We start from the raw sequence: 13,611 nt of genomic DNA, 5'->3' as shown, positions 1-13,611 counted from the left end.
GGGTCGATGCCAACTGCCTTTCCCCCCGATTCTGTTGGTCTGGTGACGCCGCAAACCGCGCACTTCAGCGAACCGCTGGCCTTGGCCTGCGGCCGGTCGCTGGCCGCCTATGACCTGATCTACGAAACCTACGGCACGCTGAACGCGCAAGCGAGCAACGCCGTACTGATTTGCCACGCCTTGTCCGGCCACCACCACGCCGCTGGCTATCACAGCGTCGACGACCGTAAACCCGGTTGGTGGGACAGCTGCATCGGCCCCGGCAAACCGATCGACACCAATAAATTCTTCGTGGTCAGCCTGAACAACCTCGGCGGCTGCAACGGCTCCACCGGCCCGAGCAGCATCAACCCGGAGACCGGCAAACCGTTCGGTGCCGACTTCCCGGTGCTCACCGTGGAAGATTGGGTGCACAGCCAGGCGCGTCTCGCTGACCTGCTCGGCATCGGCCAGTGGGCGGCGGTGATCGGCGGCAGCCTCGGCGGCATGCAGGCGCTGCAATGGACGATCACTTATCCGGATCGCGTGCGTCATTGCCTGGCCATCGCCTCGGCACCGAAGCTGTCGGCGCAGAACATCGCCTTCAACGAAGTCGCGCGTCAGGCGATCCTCACGGACCCGGAATTCCACGGTGGTTCGTTCCAGGAAGCGGGCGTGATCCCCAAGCGCGGCTTGATGCTGGCGCGCATGGTCGGGCACATCACGTACCTGTCCGACGATTCGATGGGCGAGAAATTCGGCCGTGGCCTGAAGAGCGAGAAGCTTAACTACGACTTCCACAGTGTCGAGTTTCAGGTCGAAAGCTACCTGCGTTATCAGGGCGAAGAGTTCTCCGGACGCTTCGACGCCAACACTTATCTGTTGATGACCAAGGCGCTGGATTACTTCGATCCGGCGGCGAACTTCGACGATGATCTGGCGAAAACCTTCGAAAACGCCACGGCCAAGTTTTGCGTGATGTCGTTCACCACCGACTGGCGTTTCTCCCCGGCGCGTTCGCGTGAGCTGGTGGATGCGTTGATGGCGGCGCGCAAAGACGTCAGCTATCTGGAAATCGACGCGCCGCAGGGCCACGACGCCTTCCTGATTCCGATCCCGCGCTACTTGCAGGCGTTCGGCAATTACATGAACCGCATTACGTTGTGAGAAAGCCATGAGAGCTGATCTGGAAATCATCCAGGAATGGATCCCCGCCGGCAGCCGCGTCCTCGACCTCGGTTGCGGTGACGGCGAACTGCTGACCTGGCTGCGCGACAACAAGAACGTCACCGGTTATGGCCTGGAAAACGACGCCGACAACATCGCCCAATGCGTGGCCAAAGGCGTCAACGTCATCGAGCAGGATCTGGACAAGGGGTTGGGCAACTTCGCCAGCAACAGTTTTGACATCGTCGTCATGACCCAGGCCCTGCAAGCCGTACACTACCCGGACAAGATCCTCGACGAAATGCTGCGGGTCGGTCGTCAGTGCATCATCACCTTCCCGAACTTCGGCCACTGGCGCTGCCGCTGGTATCTGGCGAGCAAGGGACGCATGCCGGTTTCGGAATTTCTGCCGTACACCTGGTACAACACGCCGAACATCCACTTCTGCACCTTCGAAGACTTTGAGGCACTTTGCCGCGAACGTGACGCGAAGGTCATTGATCGGCTTGCCGTGGATCAACAGCACCGTCACGGGTGGGCCAGTAAGCTATGGCCTAATCTATTAGGTGAGATTGGTATCTACCGCGTCAGCAGCCCGGTGCTTGCCGACCACAAGGTCGCGGTCTGAGCCACGCCATTTCGAGGAGCACGATCATGGGTCGTTTAGCGTTGTTGTTATTGACTGCCTGCCTGAGCGCCAGCGCTATGGCGGCCGACGTCATCAAAGGCGAGCGTCAGGAAACCTTTGGCGACGTGACGGTGCACTACAACACTTTCAACTCGACGTACCTGCAACCGGACATCGCCAAAGCCGCGGAGCTGATCCGCAGCAAGACTCAGGGCGTGATCAATGTCTCGGTGATCAAGGACGGCAAACCGCTGATCGCCAGCGTCACCGGCACAGTCAAAGACCTGACCAGCAAGAGCGTGCCGCTGAATTTCCGTCAGGTCACCGAACAGGGCGCGGTGTACTACATCGCCCAATACCCGGTGGAACAACAGGAAACCCGCACCTTTGAAATCAAGGTGCAGAATGGCGACAAGATCAACACCATCAATTTCAACCAAGAACTTTTTCCCGGCGAATAATGAACATCAAGCAGCTCGTACTGGCCAGCCATAACGCCGGCAAACTCAAAGAACTTCAGGCCATGCTCGGCGAATCGGTGCAACTGCGCTCGATTGGCGAGTGGAGCAAGGTCGAGCCGGAAGAAACCGGCCTGTCGTTCGTCGAGAACGCGATCCTCAAGGCGCGCAACGCCGCACGCATTTCCGGGCTGCCGGCGCTGGCCGACGATTCCGGTCTGGCAGTGGATTTCCTTGGCGGTGCGCCGGGCATCTATTCGGCGCGTTATGCCGACGGGAAGGGCGATGCGGCGAACAACGCCAAACTGCTCGACGCCTTGAAGGACGTGCCGGAAGCCGAGCGTGGTGCGCAGTTCGTGTGCGTGCTGGCGCTGGTGCGTCATGCCGATGATCCGTTGCCGATCCTCTGCGAAGGCCTGTGGCACGGACGGATTCTGACCGCTGCCAGCGGCGAACACGGTTTCGGTTATGACCCGCTGTTCTGGGTGCCGGAACGCGACGTGTCCAGTGCCGAACTGAGCCCGGCCGACAAGAACCAGATCAGCCACCGCGCCCGTGCAATGGATCTGCTGCGCCAGCGTCTGGGCTTGAAATGACCCGTGACTCTTCTGCGTCGTCGCTGATCATCGGCGGCGCCGCTTCTTCGCCTCGGGCGCCGCTGCCAACGCTGCCGCCCTTGTCGCTGTACATCCACATCCCGTGGTGTGTGCGCAAATGCCCGTATTGCGATTTCAACTCGCACACCGCCAGCCCGGTGTTGCCGGAGCAGGAATACGTCGACGCCTTGCTGGCCGATCTTGATCAGGATCTGCACGCGGTTTATGGCCGTGAGCTGACATCGATTTTCTTCGGTGGCGGTACGCCGAGCCTGTTCAGTGCCGAGGCGCTTGGGCGTTTGCTTGAAGGCGTCGAGCAGCGCATTCCGTTTGCCGACGACATCGAAATTACCTTGGAAGCCAATCCGGGCACGTTCGAGCAAGAGAAGTTTGTCGCCTACCGCAAGTTGGGGATCAATCGTCTGTCGATCGGTATCCAGAGCTTTCAGCAGGAAAAGCTCAAGGCGCTGGGCCGCATTCACAACGGTGACGAAGCGGTGCGCGCGGCGGGTATGGCGCGGCAGGCCGGGTTCGATAACTTCAACCTCGACTTGATGCACGGTTTGCCCGATCAGTCGCTGGACGATGCCTTGAGCGATCTGCGCCAGGCCATCGAACTGAATCCGACACACATTTCCTGGTATCAACTGACGCTGGAGCCGAACACGGTGTTCTGGAATCAGCCGCCAGTGCTGCCGGAAGACGACACGCTGTGGGACATTCAAGAAGCCGGGCAAGCGCTGTTGGCCGAGCACGGTTACGCGCAGTACGAAGTGTCGGCTTATGCACAGGCCGGGCGACCGGCGCGGCATAACCTTAATTACTGGAGTTTTGGCGACTTCATCGGTATTGGCGCGGGTGCGCATGGCAAGTTGACTCATCCGGACGGGCGCATCGTGCGGACGTGGAAGACGCGTTTGCCGAAGGATTATCTGAACCCGGCGAAAAACTTTCAGGCTGGCGAGAAATCGCTGAGCAATGATGAGCTGCCCTTCGACTTTTTGATGAACGCGTTGCGCCTGACTGATGGCGTGGAATCGCGGCTCTATCCGCAGCGCACCGGGCTGTCGCTCGACAGTCTCGCCGAGGCCCGGGCAGATGCAGAACAAAGTGGTCTGTTGCAGGTCGAACCGTCACGTCTGGCGGCCACCGAGCGCGGACAATTGTTCCTCAACGATTTGCTGCAGAAATTTCTGAGCTGAGCCCAACGCCCAACGGCAGCCCTAAGGAAAAACCATGGATTTGATACTCGACCTGCTCGCCACCGTCTCCCGCTGGAGCCGCAGCAACCTCTCGGAAATCGCCCTGGCGCTGGTGGGTTGCCTGCTGGTGCTTTTCGGCGCCGACTTCAAAGGCTGGGTCGAGCAACGTCTGGGCAGCATCGCCGGCGCTTTGCGCGTACCGCTGATGGCGCTGCTGTGCGTGATCGGCAGCGGCGCGGCGCTGATCTACGCGACACCGTGGGTGATCAAAGGCTTGAGCCAGTTCAACAACTACAGCTTGGCGCCAGTGCTGTTGGTAGTCCTCGTCCTCATCGGCGTAGTCGCCGACCGCCGCTGATCTTTCGGCCGCTTTTGATCGTTCCCATGCTCCGCGTGGGAATGCCTCAATGGACGCTCTGCGTCCGCTGTGGGACGCAGAGCGTCCCGGGCAGCATTCCCACGCAGAGCGTGGGAACGATCATCGCGTGATGCTTAGGACAGTTTTTCGAACTTCAGGTCCCACACGCCGTGGCCAAGACGTTCGCCGCGGCGTTCGAACTTGGTGATCGGGCGTTCGGCAGGGCGGGGTACGCACTTGCCGTCTTCGGCGAGGTTACGGTAGCCCGGGGCGACGTTCATCACTTCCAGCATGTATTCAGCGTACGGTTCCCAGTCGGTGGCCATGTGCAGAATGCCGCCGACCTTCAACTTGCTGCGCACCAGTTCAGCGAACGAGGCCTGAACGATACGACGCTTGTGGTGGCGGCTCTTGTGCCACGGATCCGGGAAGAACAGCATCAGGCGATCGAGGCTGTTGTCGGCGATGCAGCGATTGAGCACTTCGATCGCATCGCAATCGTAGACCCGCAGGTTGGTCAGGCCTTGGGTCAGCACGCCATTGAGCAGCGCGCCGACACCCGGACGGTGAACCTCAACGCCAATGAAATCCTGATCCGGCGCCGCCGCAGCCATTTCCAGCAGCGAGTGGCCCATGCCGAAACCGATCTCCAGCGAGCGCGGTGCCGAACGGCCGAACACTTGATCGTAATCCACCGGCGCGTCGGCCAGCGGCAGCACGAACAGCGGGGTGCCTTGATCCAGACCTTTTTGCTGGCCTTCGGTCATGCGCCCGGCGCGCATCACGAAGCTCTTGATGCGGCGGTGTTGGCGCTCGTCGCCTTCTTCCGTCTGGATAGGCGTGTCGTTCGATTCAGTCATCAATGGCTCTTACTTGATCAGACCATCCAGCGGCGAAGAGGCGCTGGCATAGAGTTTTTTCGGCATACGGCCAGCGAGGTAGGCCAGACGGCCTGCAACGATGGCGTGTTTCATGGCTTCAGCCATCATCACCGGCTGCTGGGCGTGGGCGATGGCCGAGTTCATCAGCACCGCATCACAACCCAGTTCCATGGCGATGGTTGCGTCGGACGCAGTGCCGACACCGGCATCGACCAACACAGGGATCTTGGCTTCTTCGAGGATGATCTGCAGGTTGTACGGGTTGCAGATGCCCAGACCGGAACCGATCAGACCGGCCAGCGGCATCACCGCGATGCAGCCGATTTCTGCCAGTTGACGGGCGATGATCGGGTCATCGCTGGTGTACACCATCACGTCGAAACCTTCCTTGACCAGCGTTTCGGCAGCCTTGAGGGTTTCGATGACGTTAGGGAACAGGGTCTTCTGGTCAGCCAGGACTTCCAGCTTCACCAGGTTGTGACCGTCGAGCAACTCACGGGCCAGGCGGCAGGTGCGCACGGCTTCGATGGCGTCGTAGCAACCGGCGGTGTTCGGCAGGAAGGTGTAGCGCTCCGGCGACAACACGTCGAGCAGGTTCGGCTCGCCTTCGATCTGACCGAGGTTGGTGCGGCGCACGGCGAAGGTGACGATCTCGGCACCCGAGGCTTCGATAGCCTGACGGGTTTCTTCCATGTCACGGTACTTGCCGGTACCAACCAGCAAACGCGACTGGTAAGTACGACCGGCCAGCACAAAAGGCTTGTCGCTACGAACGATGCTCATGGGGAATCCTCTTTAGGAGTGAGGGTCTTGCAGAATTCTGTGCCCTTACGGGCCGCCCGCTTAGCCGCCGCCGATGGCGTGCACGACTTCGACGTTGTCACCGTCGTTGAGCGTGGTGTCGGCATGCTGGCTGCGCGGGACGATATCCAGATTGAGTTCAACTGCCACCCGGCGTCCGGTCAGTTCCAGACGGGTGATCAGGGCCGCAACGGTTTCACCGTCGGGCAGTTCAAGGGATTCGCCGTTCAACTGAATGCGCATGCGCAATGCCGCCATCATTTTTAGGGGCTGGCATTCTAGCCCGATCATGACCTAAAGGTCAGCACCAAGCGTCAAGCGGTCAGTTGCAAGCGCCAGGCGGCGAGGCCCAGGCACAGCCAGCCGATCAGGAAGGCGAGGCCGCCGAACGGGGTGATGATGCCGAGCTTGCTGATGCCGGTGGTGGTCAGCACGTACAGGCTGCCGGAGAACAGCAGAATGCCGACAGTGAAGGACACGCCGGCCCAGGCGACCAGTCGGCCCTGAATCTGCGTGGCCAGCAGCGCGACGCCGAACAACGCCAGGGTGTGCACCAGTTGATAGGTAACGCCGGTGTGGAAAATCGCCAGATATTCCGGCGTCAGACGGTTTTTCAGGCCGTGGGCGGCGAATGCGCCCAGCGCGACACCGGTAAAACCAAAGAAAGCGGCCAGCAGCAGAAAGCCACGCAACATGAAGAACTCCAGTCAGACTCGATCGGCAGGGTCTGTATAATGGCCCGCTCCACGGGTTCGGCCAAGCCATCTCTATGCTGCGTACAATTTTCCGTCGTCTTACGAAGGCCCTGCTCTGGTTCGCGGGCGGCAGCATTGTGCTGGTGCTGATCTTTCGTTTCGTACCGCCGCCGGGCACGGCGCTGATGGTCGAGCGCAAGGTCGAGTCGTGGGTCGACGGCGAGCCGATTGATCTGCAACGCACGTGGAAGCCGTGGGACGAGATCTCCGACGATCTCAAAGTCGCGGTCATGGCCGGCGAGGATCAGAAATTCCCCGAGCACTGGGGTTTTGATTTCAGCGCAATTCAGGCCGCACTGGCGCACAACGAACTCGGCGGCTCGATTCGTGGCGCCAGCACCTTGAGCCAGCAAGTGTCGAAAAACCTGTTTCTGTGGGCCGGGCGCAGTTATCTGCGCAAAGGCCTCGAAGCCTGGTTCACCGCGTTGATCGAGGTGTTCTGGCCCAAGCAGCGGATTCTTGAGGTGTACCTGAACAGCGTCGAGTGGGATGACGGTGTGTTCGGCGCCGAAGCTGCCGCCCGTCATCATTTCGGCGTGAGCGCCAAGTCGCTGTCCCGCCAGCAGGCGAGTTATCTGGCGGCGGTGCTACCGAATCCGCGCGTGTGGAGCGCCAGCCATCCGACCGCTTACGTGTCGCGCCGCGCCGGCTGGATTCGCCAGCAGATGAGCCAGTTGGGTGGCGACAGCTATCTGCTGGGTCTCAACGATTCGCGCAAGGCACCGTGGGCGCGCTGATTTTTTCCTGTGTCAGAACAACTTCAGCGGCTCTTCATTAAGCGCTGACAGTTGTTCGCGCAACGCCAACACCTGATCGCCCCAATAACGCTCGGTGCCGAACCACGGGAAACTGTGCGGGAACGCCGGGTCATCCCAGCGTCGTGCCAGCCACGCGCTGTAGTGCATCAGACGCAAGGCGCGCAGCGGTTCGATCAGCGCCAGTTCGCGCGGGTCGAAATCGTGAAATTCGTTGTAGCCATCCATCAATTCCGATAACTGCCCGAGGCATTCCTGACGGTCGCCGGCGAGCATCATCCAGATGTCCTGCACCGCCGGGCCCATGCGGCAGTCGTCGAGGTCGACGATGTGGAACATCTCGTCGCGGCACATCATGTTGCCGGGGTGGCAATCGCCGTGCATGCGGATGTTCTGGTGCGGCGTCGCGGCGTAGACATCCTCGACACGCTTGAGCAGATCGCGGGCCACCGACTCATAAGCCGGCAGCAAACTTTTCGGAATGAAATTGCCTTCGAGCAAGGTGTTCAGCGAGGCGTGGCCGAAGTTCTGTACGCCCAGCGCTTCGCGGTGTTCGAACGGTTTGGTCGCGCCGACCGCGTGAATGCGCCCGAGCAACTGGCCGAGGCGATACAGCTGATCAAGATTGCCCGGCTCCGGCGCCCGGCCGCCACGACGCGGAAACAGGGTGAAGCGGAAACCGGCGTGTTCGTGCAGGGTTTCGCCGTTGTGGATCATGGGTGCAACCACCGGGATGTCGACGTCGGCCAGCTCGAAGGTGAATTTGTGTTCTTCGAGGATGGCTTCGTTGGTCCAGCGTTGCGGGCGGTAGAACTTGGCGATCAGCGGTTCGGAGTCTTCGATGCCGACCTGATAGACGCGGTTCTCGTAGCTGTTGAGCGCCAGAATGCGCGCATCACTGAGGAAGCCGATGCTTTCAACGGCATCGAGCACGAGATCGGGTGTGAGGGTTTCAAACGGGTGGGCCATGCTGACTCCTGCGCGCAGCAGGCTGCCGCGTCCGGCCCAGCATGGTAGCGCAGATGGCAGGCCCTTAGGGGGTTGGTGTCTGGGCTGACGCTATCGCGGGCAAGCCTTGCTCCTACAGATCAGGCGCAAGACCCGTAGGAGCAAGGCTTGCCCGCGAAGGCATTGGCTCAGGCGCCGACGATCCCGCCATCCTCACGGGAAATCGCCATCACCGACGACCGCGGTTTGCCATTCGGCAAATGCTCCGGGAACGTCGACCCACCGTTCTCCCCCGGATGCTGAATCCCGACAAACAGCGTCTTCTGATCCGGCGAGAAGCTGATCCCCGTCACCTCACAACCAATCGGCCCGACCATAAACCGGCGAATCTCACCGGTCACAGGATCGGCGCACAACATCTGGTTATTGCCCATTCCGGCAAAATCCCCGGCGTTGCTCGAGTCGCCGTCAGTCAGAATCCACAAGCGCCCGGCATCGTCAAAACCCAAACCATCGGGGCTGTTGAACATGTTCTGCGGAGTGATGTTCGACGAACCGCCCTTCGGCGTCCCGGCGTGCACACCCGGATTGCCGGCGACCACAAACAGATCCCAGGCGAAGGTGTTCGAGCCGTGATCATCACGGTCGGTGCGCCAGCGCAGAATCTGCCCGTAGACATTCTTCTCACGCGGGTTCGGCCCGCCCACCGGTTGCCCGTCTTCGCCACGTTTGGCGTTGTTGGTCAGGGTGCAATAAACCTGGCCGTCCTTGGGGCTGACGACGATCCACTCCGGGCGATCCATGCGCGTGGCACCGACGACACTGGCGGCGAGGCGCGCGTGAATCAGCACTTCGGCCTGATCGGCAAAACCGCTGCTGGCGTCGATGCCGTTTTTGCCGTGGCTCAGTTCGATCCACTGGCCCTGGCCTTTCGGGTGGTCGGGGTTACTGTCGCCGGCGTCGAACTTGGCTACGTACAAAGTGCCGTGATCGAGAATGTCGCGATTGGCCTTGGCGTTGCGGTGGTTGATCTTGTCGCGGCTGACGAATTTGTAGATGAACTCGCCGCGCTCGTCGTCGCCCATGTACACCACGGCGTGGCCGTCAGCGGTTTCCGCCAGTGCCGCGTTTTCATGTTTGAAGCGGCCCAGCGCGGTGCGTTTGACCGGTGTCGATTGCGGATCGAACGGATCGATCTCGACCACCCAGCCGTGACGGTTGAGCTCGTTGGGATTCTTCGCCATGTCGAAGCGCGGATCGTGCGGGTGCCAGTTGATCTCTTTGCTGGTGGCGACCACGCCGTAGCGTTTTTGCGCGGCGTCGAATTTCAGCTCGGCGTTGCTGCTGCCGAAGCAGTCGGTGAAGTTCTCTTCGCAGGTCAGGTAAGTGCCCCACGGCGTTTTGCCGTTGGCGCAATTCTGGAAGGTGCCGAGGACTTTTTTGCCGCTCGGGTCGGCGCTGGTTTTCAGCAACTCGTGACCAGCCGCCGGGCCGCCAATGCGCAACGGCGAGTTGCCGTGAATGCGGCGGTTGTAGCGCGAGCCCTGAACGAACTGCCATTGACCACTCTTGCGCTGCACTTCAATCACCGACACGCCTTCACAGGCCAGTGCCTTGCGCACTTCTTCGGCCGACTGCGGCATGCCGCCGTGCGGGTAGAGGTAGCGATAGTTGGTGTATTCGTTGTTGATCGCCATCAGCGCGCGGTTTTTGTCGTCGGGGAAGGCGAACAGGCTCATGCCGTCGTTGTTGTCGCCGAACTGCACTTCCTGTGCGGCGGCGCTGCCGTTGCCACTCGGGTCAAAGGCCGGGCCGTTCTTGCTCAGCGGCTGGCCCCAACTGATCAGCACCGAAGACTTGTAGCCTTTGGGCAGGCTGATGACGTCGCTGGTCGCGGCGGGAATGCTGTCGAAACCGAGCAGGCTGCTATTGCCGGCGCTGACGCTGGCGGCCAGCACGCTGCGGCTCAGCAGGTTACCGCCAAGGAACATCGCCGCGCCGCACAACGCGCCGGCGCTGATGAAGCCGCGACGGCTGAGGCCGACCATTTTTTCCAGGTCAGTGGATTGGTTTTCTTCTAATAGGCTCACGTCAGGCTCCCTGCTTGGTTTGGCAGCCACCTTAATCAGGGTCTATGACGTTTTTGTTGCAGGCTCGATTTAGAGCGGCGTGCCGATCAACACATTCGACGGCGAGAACTGCACCTGCACCGGTTGTTCGACGGTCAGCCCACGGGTGCGCAGATCCATCGGCTCAGCCAGCGCGCAGAGTGTGTGGCCGTTGGGCAGTGAGATTCGCACTTCACTCGGGCCGTCTTCGGCGTCAAGGATCGCTTCGATGGTGCCGGTGAGGAGATTGTGTCCCGGCGTTGCAGATTGTTCAGCGGTGAGCAATTCCAGCCAGCCGGCCTTGATCAGCGCGACCACTTCGGTGCCGTTTTGCAGTTCAAGGTGCACGGTGCTGTCGTGGGTGATCTGTGCGTCGAGGCACAGGCCTTCGGCCAGTTCAAGACGGATCAGGTCATTGCGGCCCTGCGCTTCGATGGCGATGACTTTGCCGTGCAACTGATTGCGCGCGCTGGTTCGCAGCATCAATCGGCCGAGCAGATCGAGATCGCTGGCGTCTTCCGCCGCTTCCAGCACCTGCGCCTGCAAGGCTTGCAGCTTTTGATACAGGCGCAGCACGCGTTCGCCTTCGCTGGACAGCTTGGCGCCACCGCCGCCCTTGCCACCAACGGCACGTTCGACCAACGGTTTCTGCGCCAGATTGTTCAGCTCATCAATGGCGTCCCACGCGGCTTTGTAGCTCAGACCGGCGCTTTTTGCGGCGCGGGTGATCGAGCCTTGTTCGGCGATGTGTTGCAGCAGGGCGATACGCTGCGGACGACGGACGATGTGCTGGGAGAGCAGGGAAGGCATGGACATGAAGGGGTGCTTTTTAGCCGTGGCGGTGGGGAGTGAAGTTGGCTGCTTGCCACGCGAGAGTCAAGCCCAGCACCGCTCTTGTAGGAGCAGAGCTTGCTCGCGAAGGCGGTCTGTCAGATGCAATAAATGTGTCGCCTGTGCTGACGCCTTCGCGGGCAAGCCTTGCTCCTACGGGGGGTGGGTCAGGTTTGGTGACCGGGTTTTGGCGTGCGGGCGAGGCAGTAGACGTCAACTCTTGCAGCGCCGGCATTCATTAATAATCGGGCTAACGCTTGGGCCGTGGCGCCGGTGGTCAGCACATCATCGACCAACGCCAGATGTCGGCCTTGGACATTGGCGTCAGGATCCAGACTGAACGCTTCACGCAAATTACGTTTGCGCGCTTTGGCGTCCAGATCCTGCTGGGCGCTGGTGTTTTGCACCCTGTGCAGCATCCGTTCCTCACAGGGCAAATCCAGCGATGCGCTCAACCATCGCGCCAGCATCGCCGCCTGATTGAAGCCCCGTTGACGCAAGCGCTGTTTCGCCAGCGGCACCGGCAACAACACATCCGGCCTCGGCAAGTCCTCTTCGAAGCGATGTTGCAGGTATTGCCCGAGAACGTCGGCGAGCAAGTGGCCAAACGGCCATTTCGCGTTGTGTTTAAAACGCGTAATCAAACTGTCGACCGGGAAGCCATACAGCCACGGCACCACGACCTGTTCGAACGCCGGCGGCTCTAGCAGGCACTCGCCGCAGGTCAGGCCCGCTGCGGCCAGCGGCAATGCACAGGTGACGCAGTGGTCTCCGAGCCACGGCAGCTCAGTTTCGCAAGCGACGCAAATTGGCATTTCTGCTTCTGCGGCCTCATCGCACAACAAACATGTCTGTGCGTTTTTTAAACAGATGTAAACCGAGCCTTTGTATCGTGGTTGACAGCGCATGACTCTTCCTTAAATATGCCGAACATCCGTGTAGCGCCTGTGGGTATTCCGTTTCCTCAGTCGCGAACCAAGCATAACCAAGGAATTACCCATGAGCGCGAGCACCACCGCCACCCTGCGTCACGACTGGTCTCTGGCCGAAGTCAGAGCACTCTTCGTACAGCCCTTCAACGACTTGCTGTTCCAGGCGCAAACGGTGCACCGCGCGCATTTCAACGCCAACCGCGTGCAGGTCTCGACCCTGTTGTCGATCAAGACCGGCGCCTGCCCGGAAGACTGCAAGTACTGCCCGCAGTCCGGTCACTACAACACCGGTCTTGAAAAAGAAAAGCTGATGGAAGTGCAGAAAGTTCTCGAAGAGGCGGCGCGCGCCAAGGCCATCGGCTCAACGCGGTTCTGCATGGGCGCGGCGTGGAAACATCCGTCGGCGAAAGACATGCCGTACGTGCTGAAAATGGTTGAAGGCGTGAAAGCCATGGGCCTAGAAACCTGCATGACCCTCGGCCGTCTCGATCAGGATCAGACCGAAGCGCTGGCCAAGGCCGGCCTCGATTACTACAACCACAACCTCGACACGTCGCCTGAGTTCTACGGCAGCATCATCACCACCCGCACTTACAGCGAGCGCCTGCAAACGCTGGCCTACGTGCGTGAGTCGGGGATGAAGATCTGCTCGGGCGGGATTCTCGGCATGGGCGAGTCGCTGGACGATCGCGCCAATCTGCTGATTCAACTGGCCAACCTGCCAGAGCATCCGGAATCGGTGCCGATCAACATGCTGGTGAAAGTCGCCGGCACGCCGCTGGAAAACGCCGAAGACATCGACCCGTTCGACTTTATCCGCATGCTCGCGGTGGCGCGCATCCTCATGCCGCAATCCCACGTGCGCCTGTCCGCTGGCCGCGAAGCGATGAATGAGCAGATGCAGGCCCTCGCGTTCTTCGCCGGTGCCAACTCGATTTTCTACGGCGACAAACTGCTGACCACCGCCAACCCGCAGGCGGACAAGGACATGCAATTGTTTGCACGTCTGGGCATCCAGCCGGAAGCGCGTGAAGAGCATGCCGACGAGGTTCACCAGGCCGCGATCGAGCAGGCGCTGGTGGAGCAGAAGAGCAGCGAGCAGTTCTACAACGCCGCCGTCTGATCGCCCCACGGATTCCATGTAGGAGCTGCCGAAGGCTGCGATCTTTTGATCTTGTCTTTTAAAAAACAACATCAAAAGATCGCAGCCTG

At 60.7% G+C, this 13,611-nt stretch carries 16 protein-coding genes; 8 read left to right on the top strand and 8 right to left on the bottom strand.

Annotated elements, in window-relative coordinates; genetic code table 11:
- Positions 1 to 6: 6 nt before the first annotated feature.
- Genes metX through KFS80_RS12955 form a run of 6 tightly spaced genes read left to right on the top strand, consistent with a single transcriptional unit; the run spans position 7 to position 4,388 of the window.
- Entirely contained in the window at positions 7 to 1,146 is a 1,140-nt protein-coding gene (gene metX / locus KFS80_RS12980) for a homoserine O-succinyltransferase MetX (RefSeq protein ID WP_053124485.1), read from the top strand.
- 7 nt (positions 1,147 to 1,153) lie between these two features.
- Positions 1,154 to 1,774, top strand: coding sequence for a methionine biosynthesis protein MetW (gene metW / locus KFS80_RS12975; RefSeq protein WP_053124483.1), 621 nt, complete (start codon positions 1,154 to 1,156; stop codon positions 1,772 to 1,774).
- A gap of 26 nt (positions 1,775 to 1,800) precedes the next feature.
- On the top strand, positions 1,801 to 2,235 hold the full coding sequence (locus KFS80_RS12970) for a DUF4426 domain-containing protein (RefSeq protein ID WP_212545012.1): 435 nt from the start codon (positions 1,801 to 1,803) through the stop codon (positions 2,233 to 2,235).
- Entirely contained in the window at positions 2,235 to 2,828 is a 594-nt protein-coding gene (gene rdgB, locus KFS80_RS12965; protein ID WP_218959280.1) for an RdgB/HAM1 family non-canonical purine NTP pyrophosphatase, read from the top strand. The genes KFS80_RS12970 and rdgB overlap by 1 nt, the downstream gene beginning before the upstream one ends.
- Positions 2,825 to 4,030, top strand: coding sequence for a radical SAM family heme chaperone HemW (hemW, locus tag KFS80_RS12960; protein WP_246541833.1), 1,206 nt, complete (start codon positions 2,825 to 2,827; stop codon positions 4,028 to 4,030). Before rdgB ends, hemW begins: the two co-directional genes overlap by 4 nt.
- Positions 4,031 to 4,064: 34 nt before the next feature.
- Positions 4,065 to 4,388, top strand: coding sequence for a DUF3392 domain-containing protein (locus KFS80_RS12955; protein ID WP_007913629.1), 324 nt, complete (start codon positions 4,065 to 4,067; stop codon positions 4,386 to 4,388).
- 134 nt (positions 4,389 to 4,522) lie between these two features.
- Here KFS80_RS12955 and trmB read toward each other — a convergent pair whose 3' ends face one another.
- From trmB to KFS80_RS12935, 4 genes are all read right to left on the bottom strand, one after another.
- Positions 4,523 to 5,248, bottom strand: coding sequence for a tRNA (guanosine(46)-N7)-methyltransferase TrmB (trmB, locus tag KFS80_RS12950; RefSeq protein WP_212545011.1), 726 nt, complete (start codon positions 5,246 to 5,248; stop codon positions 4,523 to 4,525).
- Between the two features lie 9 nt (positions 5,249 to 5,257).
- Positions 5,258 to 6,052, bottom strand: coding sequence for a thiazole synthase (locus tag KFS80_RS12945; RefSeq protein WP_007913621.1), 795 nt, complete (start codon positions 6,050 to 6,052; stop codon positions 5,258 to 5,260).
- 60 nt (positions 6,053 to 6,112) lie between these two features.
- Entirely contained in the window at positions 6,113 to 6,313 is a 201-nt protein-coding gene (thiS, locus tag KFS80_RS12940) for a sulfur carrier protein ThiS (RefSeq protein WP_122604433.1), read from the bottom strand.
- A 71-nt stretch (positions 6,314 to 6,384) separates the two neighbouring features.
- A complete protein-coding gene (locus KFS80_RS12935; protein WP_053124477.1) occupies positions 6,385 to 6,765 on the bottom strand; it encodes a DUF423 domain-containing protein in 381 nt (126 codons plus the stop codon).
- 74 nt (positions 6,766 to 6,839) lie between these two features.
- Between KFS80_RS12935 and mtgA the strand changes: the two genes are divergently transcribed.
- On the top strand, positions 6,840 to 7,562 hold the full coding sequence (mtgA, locus tag KFS80_RS12930) for a monofunctional biosynthetic peptidoglycan transglycosylase (protein WP_212545010.1): 723 nt from the start codon (positions 6,840 to 6,842) through the stop codon (positions 7,560 to 7,562).
- Between the two features lie 12 nt (positions 7,563 to 7,574).
- Here mtgA and KFS80_RS12925 read toward each other — a convergent pair whose 3' ends face one another.
- The 4 genes from KFS80_RS12925 to KFS80_RS12910 form a co-directional block, all read right to left on the bottom strand.
- Entirely contained in the window at positions 7,575 to 8,549 is a 975-nt protein-coding gene (locus KFS80_RS12925) for a serine/threonine protein kinase (protein WP_053124475.1), read from the bottom strand.
- A 167-nt stretch (positions 8,550 to 8,716) separates the two neighbouring features.
- Positions 8,717 to 10,618, bottom strand: a complete 1,902-nt coding sequence (locus tag KFS80_RS12920) for a PhoX family protein (RefSeq protein ID WP_212545009.1) — start codon at positions 10,616 to 10,618, stop codon at positions 8,717 to 8,719.
- 69 nt (positions 10,619 to 10,687) lie between these two features.
- Positions 10,688 to 11,452, bottom strand: a complete 765-nt coding sequence (locus KFS80_RS12915) for a TOBE domain-containing protein (RefSeq protein ID WP_159815399.1) — start codon at positions 11,450 to 11,452, stop codon at positions 10,688 to 10,690.
- Positions 11,453 to 11,634: 182 nt separating this feature from the next.
- Positions 11,635 to 12,375 (bottom strand): ComF family protein, encoded by a 741-nt coding sequence (locus tag KFS80_RS12910; protein ID WP_212545008.1) that lies wholly within the window; start codon positions 12,373 to 12,375, stop codon positions 11,635 to 11,637.
- Between the two features lie 91 nt (positions 12,376 to 12,466).
- On the opposite strand from KFS80_RS12910, the gene bioB reads away from it, so the two are divergent.
- Complete coding sequence (gene bioB / locus KFS80_RS12905) at positions 12,467 to 13,522, top strand: biotin synthase BioB (protein WP_008084274.1); 1,056 nt, start codon at positions 12,467 to 12,469, stop codon at positions 13,520 to 13,522.
- Positions 13,523 to 13,611 lie beyond the last annotated feature (89 nt).

The organism is Pseudomonas rustica (assembly GCF_018336155.1).
Taxonomy (GTDB): domain Bacteria; phylum Pseudomonadota; class Gammaproteobacteria; order Pseudomonadales; family Pseudomonadaceae; genus Aquipseudomonas; species Aquipseudomonas rustica.
This window is presented reverse-complemented; position numbering and strand designations above follow the sequence as displayed.

Bases quoted from the DNA above. Each gene is read 5' to 3' on its own strand.
- metX (WP_053124485.1), top strand. From the start codon at position 7: ATGCCAACTGCCTTTCCCCCCGATTCTGTTGGTCTGGTGACGCCGCAA.
- metW (WP_053124483.1), top strand. From the start codon at position 1,154: ATGAGAGCTGATCTGGAAATCATCCAGGAATGGATCCCCGCCGGCAGC.
- KFS80_RS12970 (WP_212545012.1), top strand. From the start codon at position 1,801: ATGGGTCGTTTAGCGTTGTTGTTATTGACTGCCTGCCTGAGCGCCAGC.
- rdgB (WP_218959280.1), top strand. From the start codon at position 2,235: ATGAACATCAAGCAGCTCGTACTGGCCAGCCATAACGCCGGCAAACTC.
- hemW (WP_246541833.1), top strand. From the start codon at position 2,825: ATGACCCGTGACTCTTCTGCGTCGTCGCTGATCATCGGCGGCGCCGCT.
- KFS80_RS12955 (WP_007913629.1), top strand. From the start codon at position 4,065: ATGGATTTGATACTCGACCTGCTCGCCACCGTCTCCCGCTGGAGCCGC.
- trmB (WP_212545011.1), bottom strand. From the start codon at position 5,248: ATGACTGAATCGAACGACACGCCTATCCAGACGGAAGAAGGCGACGAG.
- KFS80_RS12945 (WP_007913621.1), bottom strand. From the start codon at position 6,052: ATGAGCATCGTTCGTAGCGACAAGCCTTTTGTGCTGGCCGGTCGTACT.
- thiS (WP_122604433.1), bottom strand. From the start codon at position 6,313: ATGCGCATTCAGTTGAACGGCGAATCCCTTGAACTGCCCGACGGTGAA.
- KFS80_RS12935 (WP_053124477.1), bottom strand. From the start codon at position 6,765: ATGTTGCGTGGCTTTCTGCTGCTGGCCGCTTTCTTTGGTTTTACCGGT.
- mtgA (WP_212545010.1), top strand. From the start codon at position 6,840: ATGCTGCGTACAATTTTCCGTCGTCTTACGAAGGCCCTGCTCTGGTTC.
- KFS80_RS12925 (WP_053124475.1), bottom strand. From the start codon at position 8,549: ATGGCCCACCCGTTTGAAACCCTCACACCCGATCTCGTGCTCGATGCC.
- KFS80_RS12915 (WP_159815399.1), bottom strand. From the start codon at position 11,452: ATGTCCATGCCTTCCCTGCTCTCCCAGCACATCGTCCGTCGTCCGCAG.
- KFS80_RS12910 (WP_212545008.1), bottom strand. From the start codon at position 12,375: ATGCGCTGTCAACCACGATACAAAGGCTCGGTTTACATCTGTTTAAAA.
- bioB (WP_008084274.1), top strand. From the start codon at position 12,467: ATGAGCGCGAGCACCACCGCCACCCTGCGTCACGACTGGTCTCTGGCC.